This window comes from Avibacterium sp. 20-129 (assembly GCF_026226845.1).
GTDB lineage: Bacteria > Pseudomonadota > Gammaproteobacteria > Enterobacterales > Pasteurellaceae > Avibacterium.
This window is the reverse complement of the sequence record NZ_JAKKOE010000001.1, coordinates 236,687-254,381: the sequence shown is the minus strand read 5'-3', so window position 1 is coordinate 254,381 and position 17,695 is coordinate 236,687. Positions and strand designations below refer to the sequence as shown.

Below are 17,695 nucleotides of genomic sequence, written 5' to 3'. Positions count from 1 at the left end.
TTCATCGCATTTTGCAATAAATAACATAGATTGTAAAGGATAATGAGCTGACCTATTTAACAAAACAAATCCCATTAATAGAGGCAAATGAATAAAATTTACTAGCGAAAAAAATCAGAACAGCGTAAACTTATAGAGTTACCCCGTAACGGACTTGAGGAAATACGATGAAATACCAAAAGCTAGAAAATCAAGAAGCGCACTGGAAATGGCTCTATTTAACCAAAAAAGCCCGTGAAGGGGAGCAAATTACACGCTATGAAGAGCGTAGTTTACAGCAAGAAATGGTACGCCGTTTGATCGCTGTGCAAAATAATGCTGTACAAATAGAAGAATGGGTGAAAATGCATCTTTCACCTAATTTAGTCGTGAAATTAGATCAAGCGATTCGCGCGCGGCGTAAACGTTTTTTCAATGCGGAAAAGCAAACCACCAAGAAAAAATCAATTGATTTAGAATATTCTGTATGGTTAAGGCTATCAAGATATGCTAAGAAAATGAAAATGACGCTTTCTGAAACCATCACTTATATGATTGATGAACGGGAAAGTAAAGCGGCTTATGAACACCAAATGTCGGCAATGAAAGAAGGGTTAAAAGATTTATTGAAAAAATAGACCGCACTTTTAAGATAAGATAAAGCCTCCAAAAATGGAGGCTATTTTATTCTTTGAGTTAGTCGATAAGCCGGGTTCTGTCGTTGAACAATCATTCATCTAGGCGTTTATTCACACAAACGCTCAAGCAACCTACCCGAACTCTGAGCGGGCCACCCATTGAGTTCCTATTTGGTCTTGCTACGAGTGGAGTTTACCCTGCTGTGAAATGTTACCACTCACACGGTGCGCTCTTACCGCACCCTTTCACCCTTACCTGTGCTAAAAAGCCATCGGCGGTCTGCTCTCTGCTGCACTTGTCGTAGGCTTTCGCCTCCCAGACGTTATCTGGCACTCTGCCCTATGTAGCCCGGACTTTCCTCTCGTCTATTTGTCCCACTAGGTCGTTATAAACGGTTTAGGGCTTCAATAAACCAGCGATTGTTTGGCTAACTCGGAGCAAGAGTATAGCGCAATATCAAGGAAATGCAAGAAAAGCACAATAAAATATCTTGCTAGAGTTCATAAAAAACTTGCGCTAAAATAACCGCACTTTTGCTTAATATGAAAGAGGCAACAATGGATTATCTTAAAATCGCACAAGACACCCTCGCGGTGGAACAAAAGGCCTTACTACAGCTAAGCCAGCGTTTAGATGAGCAATTCAACCAAGTGGTAGAATTAATTCTAAATTGCGAAGGGCGCTTAGTTGTCGGTGGAATTGGTAAGTCAGGGCTGATCGGCAAAAAAATGGTAGCAACCTTTGCTTCCACAGGGACGCCCAGTTTTTTCCTTCACCCCACAGAAGCCTTTCACGGCGATTTAGGTATGCTCAAGCCCATTGATATTGTAATGCTAATTTCCTACAGCGGTGAAACCGATGATGTAAATAAACTTATTCCAAGTTTAAAAAATTTTGGTAATAAAATCATTGCATTAACCAGCAATAAACAATCCACCTTGGCAAAACACGCAGACTATGTGCTAGATATTACGGTGGAGCGTGAGGTTTGCCCGAATAATCTTGCACCGACCACTTCTGCCTTGGTTACACTCGCCTTGAGTGATGCCCTTGCCGTTGCATTAATTACCGCAAGAAACTTCCAACCTGAAGATTTTGCCAAATATCATCCGGGAGGAAGTTTAGGTAAACGCTTGTTATCCCGAGTGAAAGATCAGATGCAAACTAAATTACCTATTGCACAGCTTTCCACCTCATTTACCGATTGTTTAAGCATTATGAATGAAGGACGTATGGGGGTGGCAATTGTAATGCAAGGCAATGAATTAAAAGGCATTATTACCGATGGTGATATTCGCCGAACGCTCACACGCAATGGTGCGGAAGCCTTAAGTAAAACCGCACAAGAACTGATGACCTCACAACCTAAAACCATCAATGCCAATTGCTATTTAGCGGAAGCAGAAAATGTGATGAAAGAACACAAAATTCATTCATTAATTGTGTTAGATGACGCTAAAAACGTGGTAGGTTTAATTGAATTTTCGAGCTAATACTATGATTTCAAACGAACAATTACAAAATATCAAACTCGTGATCACCGATGTGGACGGCGTACTCACAGACGGTTTACTCCACTATGATGCCAACGGTGAAGCCTTTAAAAGTTTCCACGTTCGTGATGGTTTAGGCATTCGTATGTTAATGGAAAATGGCATACAGGTTGCCGTACTTTCTGGGCGAGACTCCCCTATTTTACGCAAACGCATTGCTGATCTTGGTATTAACCTGTTCTTTTTAGGCAAATTAGAAAAAGAAAGCGCCTGTTTTGAATTAATCAAACAAGCTGGCGTAACCCCAGAAGAAACGGCATTTATTGGCGATGATAGCGTAGATCTCCCTGCTTTTGCAGTATGTGGATTATCCTTTGCGGTAGGTGATGCGATGGATTATGTACAAGATTGTGCCGATTACGTGCTACAACGTCACGGTGGTCAAGGCGCATTTCGTGAAATGTCAGATATGATTATGCGTGCGCAAGGAAAAAGTGATGCTTTTGCCACCGCACAAGGCTTTCTCAAAACCGTAGAAAATATGGCACAGTAAAACAATCAAAAAGGAAAAGAGCGGTCAAAACTAATTTGTCTGTGCTTTCTTAAAAGATATTGTTATCCATTTTGAGTGTAAGGAAAATACAACGATAACCATAATTTTCTTAATAAATCTCAAAAACCTTCTCTAATCATTGAGTTTTTATATTATTTCAATAAAAGAAAGTTCTCCGTGCTAATTTTAATAAAATCAACAACCGAAATTAGTTCAACTTCTAAGCTGCTTATTATTTTTCACTACACTTTTTTCTTTTCGTAATTATTAGAAGAGTTAGAGTTCATTAATAATACGATATACCCAGTTTTCTAGTGGATCTTTATATTTCAGCATTTCTGCCCGCATTTCTTCTAACATTTCCTTTTTCACTTGCTGATATTTGGGATCAGAAAATAAATTATGTAACTCTTCAGGGTCATTACGAACATCGTACAATTCTCCTACATCACTTGCATTAAAGACCAGTTTGTAATCTTTCCTACGCCACATTCTTTGTTCAAAATAAACAAAATGCCCCGCTAGTTGAGCGAGTAGCCCTTTGCGATCATTGGATTTACTTTTTCGTAAAATGGGCAATAGGCTTTCTCCTTGAAAAGTTTCTGGAATGGGTTGTCCTGCAATATCAAAAACGGTGGAAGTCAAATCGTGCAAATAAACTAAATTATCATCTACTTCGTTGATACGTTGGGATTGTGGATCTTTAATAATCAGAGGAATATTATAGGTAGTATCAAACATAAACTCCCCTTTTTCGATCATTCTATGTGCGCCCATTGCATCGCCGTGATCTGCGGTGGCGACAATAAAACAATCCTGATAAAGATTGTGTTTTTCAAGGAAGTCAAATAAGTCACCAATGGCATCATCAATTAATGTGATATATCCCCAAAATTTGGTTATTACCTCTTTCCAGCGTTCTTCACTGGCTTCCCACATTCCCCACATTTTAGAAATCGTACGATAATGTCCCGGTTTTCCTTCTAAAGGCTTGAAGAAGCTCTGATCTAACACGACGTCTTTTGGATCATACATTGAATAATAAGGCTCCGGTACAATGCAAGGAGTATGTGGTCCCCAAAAATTAATCCAAGTAAAAAAAGGTTTGTGTTGTATTAGCGATTCTTGGATAAAACTTTTCGCTTCATCAATAATAAAATAAGGTAATGTCTGTTCTTTTGTGCCAGAAAGCAAACCACACAGCTCTTGAACGCGTAGATGAGGATTGTCACCAAAATAAGCTAAACTTACTTCAGGTGTTGGGAAACCTTTTTCTGCAAGCCATTCAGGATAACGATTTGGTTGAGTTGGTGCCTGATCGAAGACTAAATTTTTATAAACGCGACTTCCTGGGTAACCATACCCGTCAAAATTATGCCCTTTAATATCGTAATCTTTTGGCACAGATCGCGTGCCAACGTGCCATTTTCCAGCTACATAGCAATTGTATCCTGCCAATTTACCGATATGAGGCTGTTCAGGAGGCACTTCCCCTATTCCGCCTTTTTCTCCATTACGAATAATGCCGTGTGTGGACGGCATTTGCCCTGTAAATAATGACGTACGTGCAGGTCCACATACTGAAGCTGGCGTGAAAGCGTTGTTAAAACGCACGCCTTCTCGCGCTAGACGATCTAAATTCGGCGTTTTGACAATCTGATGCCCATACGCACCGAGCATATCTTTTCTAACTTGATCTAAAAGAATATAAATTACATTTTTCATTGATTACACCTTTTTCTTATTTCGACCAATTACCACAAATAAAATCACTTGAAGAATAACGTAAGCTGCAAGTACCCAAAGTGGTTTCCCATTTTCTGAAGCAAGCCCAATAGGTGAAAGCAGTGCATAAAGTGAAACCAAACCTAAAGCAAGGGAGGCTACTGTAATATTAATATATTCCCAATTACTTAAATCGACATTGCTTTGGTTAGAGAGATTATCAGCATAAGGCGTTTTTCTGCGTAAGAATAACCCTAAGACGAGCATTAATATGACATCAAAAACAAATAGTGCTGCCATAACATATACAAAATTTACTTTTACATTAAACACCCAAACAATGAGGAAATACAAAATAATATGCACCAATAAAGCAATACGTGCGGCTAATCCTGATACGGTTTTATTAAATAGCCCGACAGCAAATAAAGCAACAATAGGAATATTGACAAAACCGGCAAAACGTTTAGTAAGCAAGAAAATCCCCTCTGTACCAAACATTAATAAAGGACCAATAATGATCGTGATAATTGCCATTATTGCTGAAACCTTTTTCGCATAAACAATTAATTCGGTTTCACTGAAGGTTCTTTGCGTTAGTGAAGGTAATAAATCCTTACAATAAATGGTTGCTGCTGAATTTAAGAAGGAATTGAATGTACTTAAAATTGCACCAAATAATGCCGCAATAAAGAACCCTTGTAATACGGTTGGTAATACTCGATTGACTAATTCTGGATAGGACAAATCGATTGGATTTATTCCTTCCCCCAAAATATGAAAACTCAATAAACCCGGTAAATTTAAAATGGTAGGGAGTAAAAGCAAGAAGAGAGCTGCAATCAAAATCCCTTTCTGACCTGATTTTAAATCTTTTGCCCCTAATGCACGTTGCACAATCGCTTGGTTCGTCGTCCAATAAAAAAAGTTTACAATTAAAATGCCTGTAAACATAGCTGGCCAAGGTACCGCATCCGTTGCACTACCGATTGCATTAAATTTTTCAATATGGGTTGTCCCAACAATGCGTAGCCCTTCAATGAAACTCCCATTTCCCAAATAAATTAGCGCAAAAATAGGGACTAATATAGCACCAATAACTAAGATAATCGCATTCGCCGTATCTGATACAGCCACCGCTTTTAAACCACCAAAAATGGCATAAATTGCGCCAATAAAACCAATTGCCATCACGGTATAAACAATAGATTCAGCGTAACTCATTCCAAATACGCTTTCTAAGTTAAAAATTTTATTAAACGCAATTGCTCCAGTATAAAGTGCGGTCGGAATTACGATAAATAAATAAAAAATTAAAAATAATCCAGACATAATCAAGCGAGTTTGGCGATCAAAACGACTTTCAAAAAACTCTGGAATGGTGGTATAGCCATTGCGAATATATTTTGGTAATAAATACAGTGCTAAGAAACAAAGTGGAATAACTGATTGAACCGTCCAAGCTATAATGGAAAAATTACCTTTATAGGAATTCGCATTGACACCGATAATTTGCTCTGTAGATAATGATGTTAATACCATAGAGCAACCAATAACTAAACCATTTAATCCCCGTCCAGCAAGGAAATATCCTTTCGCTGTTGATAAATCATCATTTTTGGTTTTTTGCCAAGCTACCCACGCAACTGCCCCTGTTACAAATAGAAAACTAAAAATCGTCAGCCACATAATAACTTCTCCTCCGTCAATTAACCGTAGATTTAGTTTACTTGGTGGGTAAGAAAGTCAATTATGATGATAGTCATAATTTCACTGTGATGAAGATCACAACTTGGCAAAATAGTTTGATAATAAAAAAGCCTTTCTAATGAAAGGCTTTAAAGAGATAAGAAATTTATTTTTTCTTTTTCGCTTTTGGATTTGGTAAATCTGTAATTGAACCTTCAAATACTTCGGCGGCTAAGCCCACAGATTCATGTAAAGTTGGGTGTGCGTGGATAGTTAATGCAAGATCTTCTGCATCACAACCCATTTCAATAGCTAAACCAATTTCACCTAGCAACTCACCACCGTTTGTACCGACAATAGCGCCACCGATAATACGGTGAGTATCTTTATCAAAGATCAATTTAGTTAAACCATCTGCGCAATCAGAGGCGATTGCACGACCTGATGCTGCCCAAGGGAATTTTGCAACTTCGTAGTTAATACCTTCAGCTTTACATTCTTTTTCTGTTTTACCTACCCAAGCTACTTCTGGCTCAGTATAGGCAATAGAAGGAATGACTTTCGGATCAAAATAGTGTTTTTGTCCAGCAATCACTTCTGCAGCGACATGACCTTCATGTACCCCTTTGTGAGCAAGCATTGGTTGCCCAACGATATCGCCAATCGCAAAGATATGTGGCACATTGGTACGCATTTGCTTATCCGTATGGATAAAGCCACGATCATCCACTTCTACACCAGCAACATTGGCATCGATCAACTTACCATTTGGTGTACGACCGATTGCAACTAACACGGCGTCATAACGGCGAGTTTCATTCGCTGCTTTGCCTTCCATTGAAACATAAATACCATCTTCTTTTGCTTCAACCGCAGTCACTTTGGTTTCAAGTAATAAGTTGAATTTCTTCTCAATACGTTTTGTGTAGATTTGAACAATATCTTTATCGGCAGCCGGGATCACTTGATCAAACATTTCTACTACGTCAATATTAGAACCAAGTGCGTGATATACTGTACCCATTTCAAGACCGATAATACCACCGCCCATAATCAATAGATTTTGTGGTACTTCTTTTAATTTTAGTGCATCTGTTGAATCCCAAATACGTGGATCTTCGTGTGGGATAAATGGTAATTGGATTGGGCGTGAACCCGCTGCGATAATCGCATTATCAAAATGAATGGTTGTTTCACCTTCTTCACCCGCAACAATAATCGTATTAGGGCCTGAGAATTTACCATAACCATTTACGACTTGTACTTTACGCATTTTAGCCATTCCAGCTAAGCCGCCTGTAAGTTGATTGATGACTTTTTCTTTCCAACCACGGATTTTGTCAATATCAGTTTGTGGTTCACCAAATACGATACCGTGTTCAGCTAAAGATTTTGCTTCTTCAATCACTTTTGCAACGTGTAATAAGGCTTTAGATGGGATACAACCAACGTTTAAACACACTCCACCAAGGGTTGAATAACGTTCAACAATAACGGTATCTAAGCCTAAATCCGCACAGCGGAATGCTGCTGAATAACCAGCTGGGCCTGCACCAAGTACAACAACTTGTGTTTTAATCTCTTTATTCATTTTTTACCTCGTTAAATTCTTGCGATTTTTACACCGCACTTTAACTAAACAGCGTTTCCCATTAATGAGAAACGCTCAGGAAATTACATTACTAAACGGCGAAGATCGCTTAATACACCATTAATGAAGGTGATAAATCTTGCGCCATCTGCACCATCAATCACACGGTGATCGTAAGAAAGTGATAATGGTAACATTAAGCGTGGTGTGAATTCTTTACCGTTCCACACCGGTGTCATTTCAGATTTAGACACACCTAAAATCGCCACTTCTGGTGCATTTACAATTGGCGTAAATTGTGTACCACCAATACCACCTAAGCTTGAAATGGTGAAACAACCACCTTGCATATCCGAAGCCGTCAATTTACCTGCACGTGCTTTTTTCGAGATTTCCGCTAATTCACGTGAAAGTTCGATAATGCCTTTTTTGTTCACATCTTTAAATACTGGTACAACCAAACCATTTGGTGTATCGACTGCGACGCCAATATTAACGTATTTTTTCAAGATCAAGCTTTGTGCATCTTCGGATAACGAGCTATTGAAGCGTGGATAAGCTTCTAAGGCTTTCGCTACCGCTTTCATAATAAATACAAGTGGGGTGATTTTTACATCAAGTTTTTGTTTTTCCGCAAGCACATTTTGCTCTTTACGGAATTGCTCTAAATCCGTGATATCCGCTTTATCCCATTGTGTAACGTGCGGAATCATTACCCAGTTACGGTGTAAGTTTGCCCCAGAGATTTTTTGGATACGACCTAATTCCACTTGTTCTACTTCACCAAATTTGCTGAAGTCCACTTTCGGCCAAGGGAGTAAGCCTAAACCCGCACCATTTGCTGCACCTGTTGATGTTGCAGAGACAGAACCGCTTTCTACGGCTTTCACTGCCGCTTTCACATAAGCTTGAACGTCTTCTTTTAGGATACGACCTTTACGGCCCGTTCCTTTCACTTTATCTAGGTTTACGCCAAATTCGCGCGCTAAACGGCGAACAACTGGTGTTGCGTGAGCAAAACTTGCACTCGCTGTAACTTCTGCTTGGTTAGCCGGTTGCGCAGATTGCGCTGCTGGTGCTGGGCTAGCTGCTTGAGTTTGTACGGGGGCTTGTGTAGCTGGTTGTGTCACTGGCGCAGCAGCTAGTGCTGAACCTGCAACTTCAAAACGCATAATCAATGAACCCGTTGAAACTTTATCACCTGATTTCACTAAAATTTCTTTCACTACACCAGCAAATGGGGCAGGCACTTCCATTGAGGCTTTATCGCCTTCAACCGTGATTAATGATTGCTCTTCAGAAATACTATCACCCACGGCAACCATAATTTCAGTCACGTTTACTTCATCACCACCAATATCTGGAACGTGAACGTCTTGCACGCCACCAGAGACTGCTGCAGGAGCAGTTGTCTCCTCAACCGCTGGTTGCGTCGCTGGCGCTGCGGCAGTAGTTTCAAATTTCATCACTAATGAACCCGTTGAAACTTTATCGCCTACTTTAATAAGAATCTCTTTTACCACACCAGCTACAGGCGCAGGCACTTCCATAGAGGCTTTATCACCTTCTACGTTTAAAATAGATTGTTCTTCTGAAACAGAATCGCCTACGCTCACTAAAATTTCAGTCACGTTTACTTCATCGCCACCAATATCTGGAACGTGAATTTCAATCACAGAACCACCCGCACTTTGTGGAGCAGCAGGCGCAGCTTTTTCTTCCACGGCAGGTGCTGGTGCAGCAGCTGCACCTTCTAAAATAAACATCGGTGTACCTGTTGAAACTTTATCACCAACTTTTACTAATACTTCTTTAATGACACCCGCTTCAGGTGAAGGCACTTCCATAGAGGCTTTATCACCTTCAACATTAATTACTGATTGATCAACTTCAACCGTATCACCCGCTTTTACCATTACTTCGGTAACGGTTACTTCATCGCCACCAATATCTGGAATTTGAATTTCTTTAGCCATTTTCTTTTTTCCTCAAAACTCCCCTCACCAAAGCAAGGGGAGCGATGTTAATTATGCGTAAAGTGGATTAATTTTATCTGCATCAATGCCATATTTTGCAATAGCATCTGCCACAACTTTCTTATCAATTGTACCTTGTTTTGCAAGCTCAGTTAATGCGGCGATCACAACATAATGTGCATTCACTTCAAAATGTTCACGTAAGTTTTCACGGCTGTCTGAACGACCAAAACCGTCTGTACCTAATACACGATAACTTTGTGCTGGCACATAAGCACGTACTTGTTCTGCATAAAGCTTGATGTAATCTGTCGCTGCTACAGCCGGCGCATCATTCATTACTTGTGCAATGTATGGTGTTTTGGCTTCTGCTTCAGGATGTAATAAGTTCCAACGCTCTACATTTGCGCCATCTCGTGCAACTTCGGTAAATGAAGTTACGCTATACACATCAGAAGTAACACCAAAGTCATCTGCAAGCAATTTCGCTGCTTCACGAACGTGGCGTAAAATCGCACCTGAACCTAATAATTGAACTTTGCCTTTACCTTGTCCTGTTACCGTTTCAAATTTATAAATACCTTTACGAATACCCTCTTCTGCACCTTTTGGCATTGCAGGTTGCTCATAGGTTTCATTTAAGGTTGTGATGTAGTAGTACACATCTTCTTGCTCTGGACCATACATACGGCGAACACCGTCTTGAATAATCACAGGTACTTCAAACGCAAAAGCAGGATCATAAGAAATACAGTTTGGAATAACTGAAGATTGAATATGGCTATGACCATCTTCGTGCTGTAAGCCTTCACCATTTAGCGTTGTACGACCTGAGGTACCACCGATCATAAAGCCACGCGCACGTTGGTCGCCAGCTAACCACATTAAATCACCAACACGTTGGAAACCAAACATTGAGTAATACACAAAGAATGGAATCATTGGCACGTTGTTTGTGCTATAAGAAGTTGCTGCCGCAATCCAAGATGCGGTTGCACCTTGTTCATTAATCCCTTCTTGTAACACTTGACCATCAATGGCTTCACGATAGTAAGAAACTTGTTCGCGATCTTGTGGCGTATAGTTTTGTCCGTGTGGGTTATAAATACCAATTTGACGGAATAACCCTTCCATACCAAAAGTACGCGCTTCGTCTGCAATAATTGGCACAATGTGTTTACCCACAGATTTATTTTTCAACAATACGTTTAATGAACGAACAAACGCCATTGTGGTTGAAATTGGACGAGATTGGGCTTCAAATAATTGTGCAAACTCCTCTAACGCTGGCACTTCAAGCTCATAGGTAAAGCGTGGCGCACGCGTTGGTAAATAACCATTTAATGCTTGACGGCGCTCGTGAAGATATTTGTATTCTTCTGAACCTTCTTCAAACTTGATATATGGTAATTTTTCAATCTCTTCATCGGATACCGCAATATTGAAACGATCGCGAACGTGTTTAACGCCCGACATATCCATTTTCTTAACTTGGTGAGCAATGTTTTTACCTTCCGCTGCATCACCCATACCATAACCTTTAATGGTTTTCACTAATAACACAACAGGTTTATCTTTAACTTGTTTTGCTTTATTGAATGCGGCAAAGACTTTTAATGGATCGTGACCACCACGGTTCAATGCCCAGATTTCATCATCGGTCATTTCAGCCACTAATGCTTCAGTTTCAGGGTAACGTCCAAAGAAGTGTTTACGAACATAAGCACCATCTTTTGCTTTGAAGGTTTGATAATCGCCATCAACCACTTCCATCATTAATTGCAATAATTTACCTGAAGTATCACGTTGTAATAAACGATCCCAACGGCGACCCCAAACAACTTTAATTACTTCCCAGCCACAACCGTTAAATTGCGCTTCTAATTCTTGAATGATTTTGCCATTACCTGTTACAGGGCCGTCTAAGCGTTGTAAGTTACAGTTGATAACAAAAACAAGGTTATCTAATTTTTCACGAGCGGCAAAAGCAAGCCCACCACGAGATTCTACTTCGTCCATTTCGCCATCACCTAAGAATGCGTAAACGGTTTGATCTGCGGTATCTTTCAAGCCACGATTATGTAAATATTTTAAGAAACGTGCTTGATAAATGGCATTCAATGGACCAAGCCCCATTGATACCGTTGGGAATTGCCAGAATTCAGGCATTAATTTAGGGTGCGGGTAAGAAGAAAGCCCTTTTCCGTGCACTTCTTGACGGAAATTATCTAGTTGTTCTTCAGTTAAACGTCCTTCAACAAAAGCACGCGCATAAATCCCCGGAGAAATATGACCTTGGAAGAAAACTAAGTCGCCACCATTTTTTTCGGTACGCGCTTTAAAGAAATGGTTGAAACAAACTTCATAGATTGTCGCAGAAGATTGGAAAGATGACATATGACCGCCAAGCTCTAGATCTTTTTTAGAGGCTCTTAAGACCATCATAATTGCATTCCAACGAATTGCACTACGGATACGGCGTTCAAGATCTAAATTACCCGGGTAGTTTGGCTCTTCCTCAACAGGAATAGTATTAATATAATCAGTGGTAACACCCGTTGGTAAAGAGACTGAATTTGCACGAGCGTGCTGCATTAATTGCTCAATAATAAACTGTGCTCTTTCAACACCTTCTTCACGAATTACTGAGTCGATCGCCAATAACCAATCATTGGTTTCGATCGGATCTACGTCATTTCTTAACATTTCTGACATAGTCTTTTCCTTATTTATTAAGTTGAAGTTAAGTTCAATTTCTATCTGAAACTGAACAACGAATAGATAACTAATACTTATATCTGGGCTATTTTACAACTATTAAAACCCGTTTACAAATATTTAACAAAGATTATAAAAAATATAAGATTTGTTGAAATGAGAAAATATTGCTAAGTCTATAGAAAGACAAAAAATTTATGAAAAAATTCCACCGCACTTTACATAATGGGCAAAGCGCGTAAATGGCTAATCATCTTTTTCTTAACTATTTTACAGATAAACTTGACTGGTGTTTAACCACATTTCTGCATAATAAAAAGCCCATTCACTTAATGGAATGGGCTTGATTATATGAGGTCTTTTATTTTTTCACAACGAGAACAACAGAATCACCCGCAACAACTTCACCTGTTTTTTTCTCAATATGGCTAACTTCATCCATATTAGAAATGACTACTGGGGTAAGTACAGATTTAGCTTTGGCTTCAAGTAATTCTAAATCTAATTCAATAATGGTATCACCACGTTTTACTGTTTGACCTTCTTCGGCAATACGTCTAAACCCTTCCCCTTTTAATTCAACGGTATCAATACCAAAGTGTACGAATAATTCAACACCATCGGTAGATTCCATTGAGAAAGCGTGGTTAGTTTCAAAGATTTTGCCTACAACGCCATCAACAGGGGCAACAAGTTTATTACCGGTTGGGCGAATTGCAATTCCGTCACCCACAATTTTTTCTGAAAAAACCACATCAGGCACATCTTCAATATTCACAATATCACCTGAAAGCGGTGCATAAATCTCTACTTCAACGGTTTTATTGCTTTTTGAACCAAATAATTTATCAAAAAAACCCATTTTTAGTCTCCTACTAAGTGAATGTTTGGGCTATTCTAGCCCAAAACTTGAATAATTGGTATCTAGTTTAATGCTTTTTCTGCTAAAAAATCAGCCACCAATTTTTCAATATCTGCTGCAGTTGGTTGCGCTAAGGCTTTCTCTGCCAAGACTTTAGCATCTTGATAATTTACATTACGGATTAATTTTTTGATTCTTGGCACAGAAATGGCACTCATACTAAACTCGTCTAAACCCATACCGAGTAATAATAAAGTGGCTCTCTCATCACCTGCTAGCTCACCACACATTCCCGTCCATTTACCTTCTGCGTGAGAGGCATCAATCACTTGCTTAATTAAGCTCAATACAGATGGTGTCATTGGGTTATATAAATGAGAAATTAACTCGTTACCACGATCTACTGCAAGGGTATATTGTGTTAAATCATTAGTACCGATACTGAAGAAATCAACTTCTTTCGCTAAGAATTTCGCATTTACTGCGGCTGATGGGGTTTCCACCATTACACCAATTTGAATATTCTCATCAAACGCCTTACCTTCATTACGTAACTGCTCTTTTAATCGTGTAATTTCTTCTTTTAAGGTACGAATTTCTTCCACAGAAATAATCATTGGGAACATTACTGCTAATTTACCGAAAGCAGACGCTCTTAATACCGCTCTTAATTGAGCGTGTAAAATTTCTTTACGGTCTAACGCAATACGAATCGCACGCCAGCCTAAGAATGGGTTCATTTCTTTTGGTAGGTTCAAATAAGGTAATTCTTTATCCCCACCAATATCCATCGTTCTTAATACAACTAAACGGCCATTCATTGCTTCAACGACTTCTTTATAAGCAATAAATTGTTCTTCTTCTGTTGGAAGTTGATCGCGATCCATAAACAAAAATTCTGTGCGATATAAGCCTACGCCTTCCGCACCATTACGATCAGCTCCTTCTACATCACGAATCGTACCGATATTTGCTACCACATCAACACGATGTCCATCTAAAGTAAGTGCTGGTAAATCTTTTAATTTAGCTAATTCTGCTTTCTCTTCCGCTAATTGGGCTTCTAAGGCTTTTAAGCGTTCAATTTCATCTTGGCTTGGATTCACATAAACACAATTATTCACCGCATCAAGAATTAAGAAATCTCCCGTATTTACTTGCTGCGTAACCGTATTTGTTCCCACAATGGCCGGCAATTCTAACGAACGTGCCATAATAGAAGTATGAGACGTTCTACCGCCAATATCTGTAATAAAACCAAGCACTTTGTCAAGGTTAAGCTGTGCAGTTTCCGATGGCGTTAAATCATAAGCCACAAGAATGGCTTCTTCGTTAATCTCACCCAGATCAACAATATGCATACCTAAAATATTCTTGATTAAACGATTACCAATATCACGAATATCTCCTGCACGTTCTTTTAAATACTCGTCATCAATTTCTGATAACATTGCCACTTGCTGATCAATAATTGTGCTTGCAGCAACGCCCGCATTCACTTTATTAGAACGTAAATAATCAATGATCTCTTCTTCTAATTCTTCATCTTCCAAAATCATTAAGTGACCTTCAAAGATCGCGGCTTTTTCTTCACCTAGTGAAGCATAAGCACGATCTTTAATTGCGGTTAATTGCTCAATGGCTGCATTGCGTCCTTCATAAAAACGTGCAACCTCAGCGTCAACTTGGTCGTCTTGAATTTTTTGCGTATCAAGTACGATTTTTTCTTCTTTTAAAACAAGCGCTTTACCGAAAACAATACCGGGTGATGCTGGAATACCTGAAATCATAATGACCTTCCGAACTAATAATTAAATTTGGCTATAAATAGAACAATAGCCACAAACGAACTTTTTCTAGGAAGTAAAATTTGTGGCTAATGATGTGATTACTCTAAAGTAGGAATTAATGCAACTAAATGATCTACTGCTTTTTGCTCATCTTCACCTTCAGCAGAAATGGTGATCACCGTACCTTGAGTCAAACCTAAAGTTTGTAATTTGAAAAGGCTTTTTGCACTTGCACTTTTGCCCCCAGAAGTTACTGTAATGTCTGAAACAAAGGCTTTTGCTTCTTTTACGAACTGCGCTGCTGGGCGAGTATGTAAACCATTTGGAGCAATAATTTCAACATCTTTTGAGTACATAGTAAAATCCTCTTAATCATTGTTTGAGTATAAATTTTGTTTTGACATCAAACAGCAACAACGGCTGTTCAATTATGTATTTATTTCATCTCTAAAAATAAATCTCGAAATAGTATTCAACTTAACACAACAATAATCAACCCCAATCACCATAAAATTTGAACTAAATCACAAAAAAACACTTAAAGCGACGGTTTTTTATGCGGTTATTAACCTTTATTTAACCATTGCCTTGACTGAAAAGTGTCTATGATCTTTTGTTTCTAACAAACTCTCAATTAAATTATGGTAGTTTTTAAATCTTACTGGATCAATTTTTCCTTGCTCTACAGCCTCACGCAAGGAGCATCCCGGATCATTCAAATGTTTACAATCCCTAAACTTGCAAGTACCTAACACGTATTGGAATTCGCGGTATCCTTTTGTGATTTGATCGGCATCTAAATGCCATAAACCAAACTCTCGAATCCCCGGTGAATCGATCAAATTTCCTCCTTGTGGTAAATGGTACAGGCGAGAAGAGGTTGTGGTATGACGTCCTAATCCCGATCCTTCACTCACAGTTCCAACCTGAGCATTAACATCAGGCAAAATACTGTTGATTAAACTGGATTTCCCTACGCCTGATTGTCCGACAAAAATAGATGATCCGTTAGACAAAAGTGCGGTAAGATTTTGCATATTTTCGCCAGTTTTTGCGGAAATCATCAGCGTTTGATAACCAATTTTTTCATAAACCTTAAGCTGATTTTCTACTGCGCTTCGCTGAGTTTGAGAGAATAAATCAGCTTTATTAATCACGATCACTGCAGGAATTCTCGCATTTTCACACACCACCAAATAGCGATCGACAATATTCCAAGACAAATCTGGCACAACGGCTGACACAATAATAATGCGATCAATATTGGCAGCAATAACCTTTAATCCATCATAATAATCTGGGCGAGCAATCTCGTTACGACGTGGATGAATTGCTTCAATCACGCCACTTACTCCTTGCAATTGCTCATTGCCCTCTCGCCATACGACATTATCCCCAACAACCACATTAGCTAAAGTGCGGCGTAAATTACAACGAAAAATTTGCCCTTGCTCATTTTCTACATCAGCGTGTAAAGAATAGCGCGTTACCACTGTACCTTCTTGCGTTGGACCTAGCATTTCATCTTGCCACTGAATTTCTTTACTTCCCTTCAATTTGTGACGTTGTAATGTTTTTGCGTTGTTAGAACGAATTCTACGTTGTTGATTGTAAGTTAATTTTTGTTTGCTCAAAGATAAATCCTTAAAGTGGGGTTGATTTTCGGTTAAACTATTCCGAACTCATCAAAATAACACTGATATAGGATACCCTAATGCAATTAGATAAACAAAACCTTATTTGGATTGACTTAGAAATGACGGGCTTAGATCCAGAAAAAGAACGCATTATTGAAATCGCCACCATTGTCACAGATAAAAATCTTAATATTCTTGCTGAGGGGCCTGTGCTTGCAATTCATCAGCCCGATAGTCTACTTGCCAAAATGAGTGATTGGTGTCAAAAAACTCATCGTGAAAACGGCTTAATTGAACGTGTAAAACAAAGTAAACTCAGCGAACGTGCCGCGGAATTACAAACTTTAGATTTTCTCAAAAAATGGGTACCCAAAGGGGCTTCCCCAATTTGTGGCAATAGCGTGGCACAAGATAAACGCTTTCTATTCAAATATATGCCCGAACTGGCCAACTATTTTCATTATCGTCATCTTGACGTTAGCACGCTCAAAGAGCTTGCCTCACGTTGGAACCCAGAAATGTTAAAAGGATTTAGTAAGAAAAATACGCATCTTGCTTTAGATGATATCCGTGAATCTATTGCCGAGCTAGCTTATTATCGAGAGCATTTTATCAAAATGCCTTAGCCTATTTATTATTTAGGAAGAGGAGATCCTTGCTTTCTGATCAATAACTAAACAAGCAATCAACTTTTTTATAATTTTACTTGCGGGCGTAAAAATTTTTCGTATAATACGCCCCGTTCCTTACGGAATATGCGGGAATAGCTCAGTTGGTAGAGCACGACCTTGCCAAGGTCGGGGTCGCGAGTTCGAGCCTCGTTTCCCGCTCCAATTTTCTTATCTCTTGCGGGAATAGCTCAGTTGGTAGAGCACAACCTTGCCAAGGTTGGGGTCGCGAGTTCGAGCCTCGTTTCCCGCTCCAAATTTTCTTCCTATTATAATTTAGCAAAATTAACAGTAGTATTTTTTATTCTATCCTTTCTAATCTGCTCTAATAATTCAACTAACAAAAAACGATAGCTCGAAATCGAACTATCGTCT

Annotated in this window: 13 protein-coding genes, 2 tRNA genes and 1 other RNA gene; 6 read left to right on the top strand and 10 right to left on the bottom strand. The window is 39.1% G+C overall.

Annotated elements, in window-relative coordinates; genetic code table 11:
* Window positions 1–167 precede the first annotated feature (167 nt).
* The gene (gene matP, locus L5B90_RS01115; protein WP_250350231.1) at window positions 168–617 is read left to right on the top strand and encodes a macrodomain Ter protein MatP; all 450 of its coding nucleotides are present in this window, start codon (window positions 168–170) and stop codon (window positions 615–617) included.
* Between the two features lie 50 nt (window positions 618–667).
* Here the strand turns inward: matP and rnpB are convergent.
* An RNA gene (gene rnpB, locus L5B90_RS01110) (RNase P RNA component class A) lies at window positions 668–1,053 on the bottom strand.
* Between the two features lie 122 nt (window positions 1,054–1,175).
* Here rnpB and L5B90_RS01105 point away from each other — a divergent pair.
* Complete coding sequence (locus tag L5B90_RS01105) at window positions 1,176–2,111, top strand: KpsF/GutQ family sugar isomerase (protein ID WP_250363033.1); 936 nt, start codon at window positions 1,176–1,178, stop codon at window positions 2,109–2,111.
* A gap of 4 nt (window positions 2,112–2,115) precedes the next feature.
* Entirely contained in the window at window positions 2,116–2,664 is a 549-nt protein-coding gene (locus L5B90_RS01100) for a KdsC family phosphatase (RefSeq protein WP_250363034.1), read from the top strand.
* A gap of 276 nt (window positions 2,665–2,940) precedes the next feature.
* Here L5B90_RS01100 and L5B90_RS01095 read toward each other — a convergent pair whose 3' ends face one another.
* The 9 genes from L5B90_RS01095 to rsgA all read right to left on the bottom strand — a co-directional run bounded on the left by L5B90_RS01095 (window position 2,941) and on the right by rsgA (window position 16,649).
* The gene (locus L5B90_RS01095) at window positions 2,941–4,389 is read right to left on the bottom strand and encodes a sulfatase-like hydrolase/transferase (RefSeq protein WP_250363035.1); all 1,449 of its coding nucleotides are present in this window, start codon (window positions 4,387–4,389) and stop codon (window positions 2,941–2,943) included.
* Between the two features lie 3 nt (window positions 4,390–4,392).
* Window positions 4,393–6,078, bottom strand: a complete 1,686-nt coding sequence (locus tag L5B90_RS01090; protein ID WP_250363036.1) for a solute:sodium symporter family transporter — start codon at window positions 6,076–6,078, stop codon at window positions 4,393–4,395.
* Between the two features lie 166 nt (window positions 6,079–6,244).
* Window positions 6,245–7,669, bottom strand: coding sequence for a dihydrolipoyl dehydrogenase (gene lpdA / locus L5B90_RS01085; RefSeq protein WP_250350226.1), 1,425 nt, complete (start codon window positions 7,667–7,669; stop codon window positions 6,245–6,247).
* Window positions 7,670–7,752: 83 nt separating this feature from the next.
* Window positions 7,753–9,645: a pyruvate dehydrogenase complex dihydrolipoyllysine-residue acetyltransferase gene (gene aceF, locus L5B90_RS01080; RefSeq protein WP_250363037.1), complete on the bottom strand. Its 1,893-nt coding sequence runs from the start codon at window positions 9,643–9,645 to the stop codon at window positions 7,753–7,755.
* 51 nt (window positions 9,646–9,696) lie between these two features.
* Window positions 9,697–12,360 (bottom strand): pyruvate dehydrogenase (acetyl-transferring), homodimeric type, encoded by a 2,664-nt coding sequence (aceE, locus tag L5B90_RS01075; protein ID WP_250363038.1) that lies wholly within the window; start codon window positions 12,358–12,360, stop codon window positions 9,697–9,699.
* Window positions 12,361–12,724: 364 nt separating this feature from the next.
* Window positions 12,725–13,225: a PTS glucose transporter subunit IIA gene (gene crr / locus L5B90_RS01070; RefSeq protein WP_250350223.1), complete on the bottom strand. Its 501-nt coding sequence runs from the start codon at window positions 13,223–13,225 to the stop codon at window positions 12,725–12,727.
* Window positions 13,226–13,287: 62 nt separating this feature from the next.
* Window positions 13,288–15,015: a phosphoenolpyruvate-protein phosphotransferase PtsI gene (gene ptsI / locus L5B90_RS01065; protein ID WP_250350222.1), complete on the bottom strand. Its 1,728-nt coding sequence runs from the start codon at window positions 15,013–15,015 to the stop codon at window positions 13,288–13,290.
* A 98-nt stretch (window positions 15,016–15,113) separates the two neighbouring features.
* A complete protein-coding gene (gene ptsH, locus L5B90_RS01060) occupies window positions 15,114–15,371 on the bottom strand; it encodes a phosphocarrier protein Hpr (protein WP_265761901.1) in 258 nt (85 codons plus the stop codon).
* A gap of 216 nt (window positions 15,372–15,587) precedes the next feature.
* Window positions 15,588–16,649 carry a small ribosomal subunit biogenesis GTPase RsgA gene (rsgA, locus tag L5B90_RS01055; protein WP_265761900.1) on the bottom strand — a complete coding sequence of 354 codons (1,062 nt, stop codon included), beginning with the start codon at window positions 16,647–16,649 and terminating at the stop codon, window positions 15,588–15,590.
* 80 nt (window positions 16,650–16,729) lie between these two features.
* Here rsgA and orn point away from each other — a divergent pair, with 80 nt between their 5' ends.
* The 3 genes from orn to L5B90_RS01040 all read left to right on the top strand — a co-directional run bounded on the left by orn (window position 16,730) and on the right by L5B90_RS01040 (window position 17,576).
* On the top strand, window positions 16,730–17,278 hold the full coding sequence (gene orn, locus L5B90_RS01050) for an oligoribonuclease (protein WP_250350220.1): 549 nt from the start codon (window positions 16,730–16,732) through the stop codon (window positions 17,276–17,278).
* A 131-nt stretch (window positions 17,279–17,409) separates the two neighbouring features.
* Window positions 17,410–17,485 (top strand) — tRNA-Gly (locus L5B90_RS01045).
* 15 nt (window positions 17,486–17,500) lie between these two features.
* A tRNA-Gly gene (locus L5B90_RS01040) sits at window positions 17,501–17,576 on the top strand.
* Window positions 17,577–17,695: the final 119 nt, after the last annotated feature.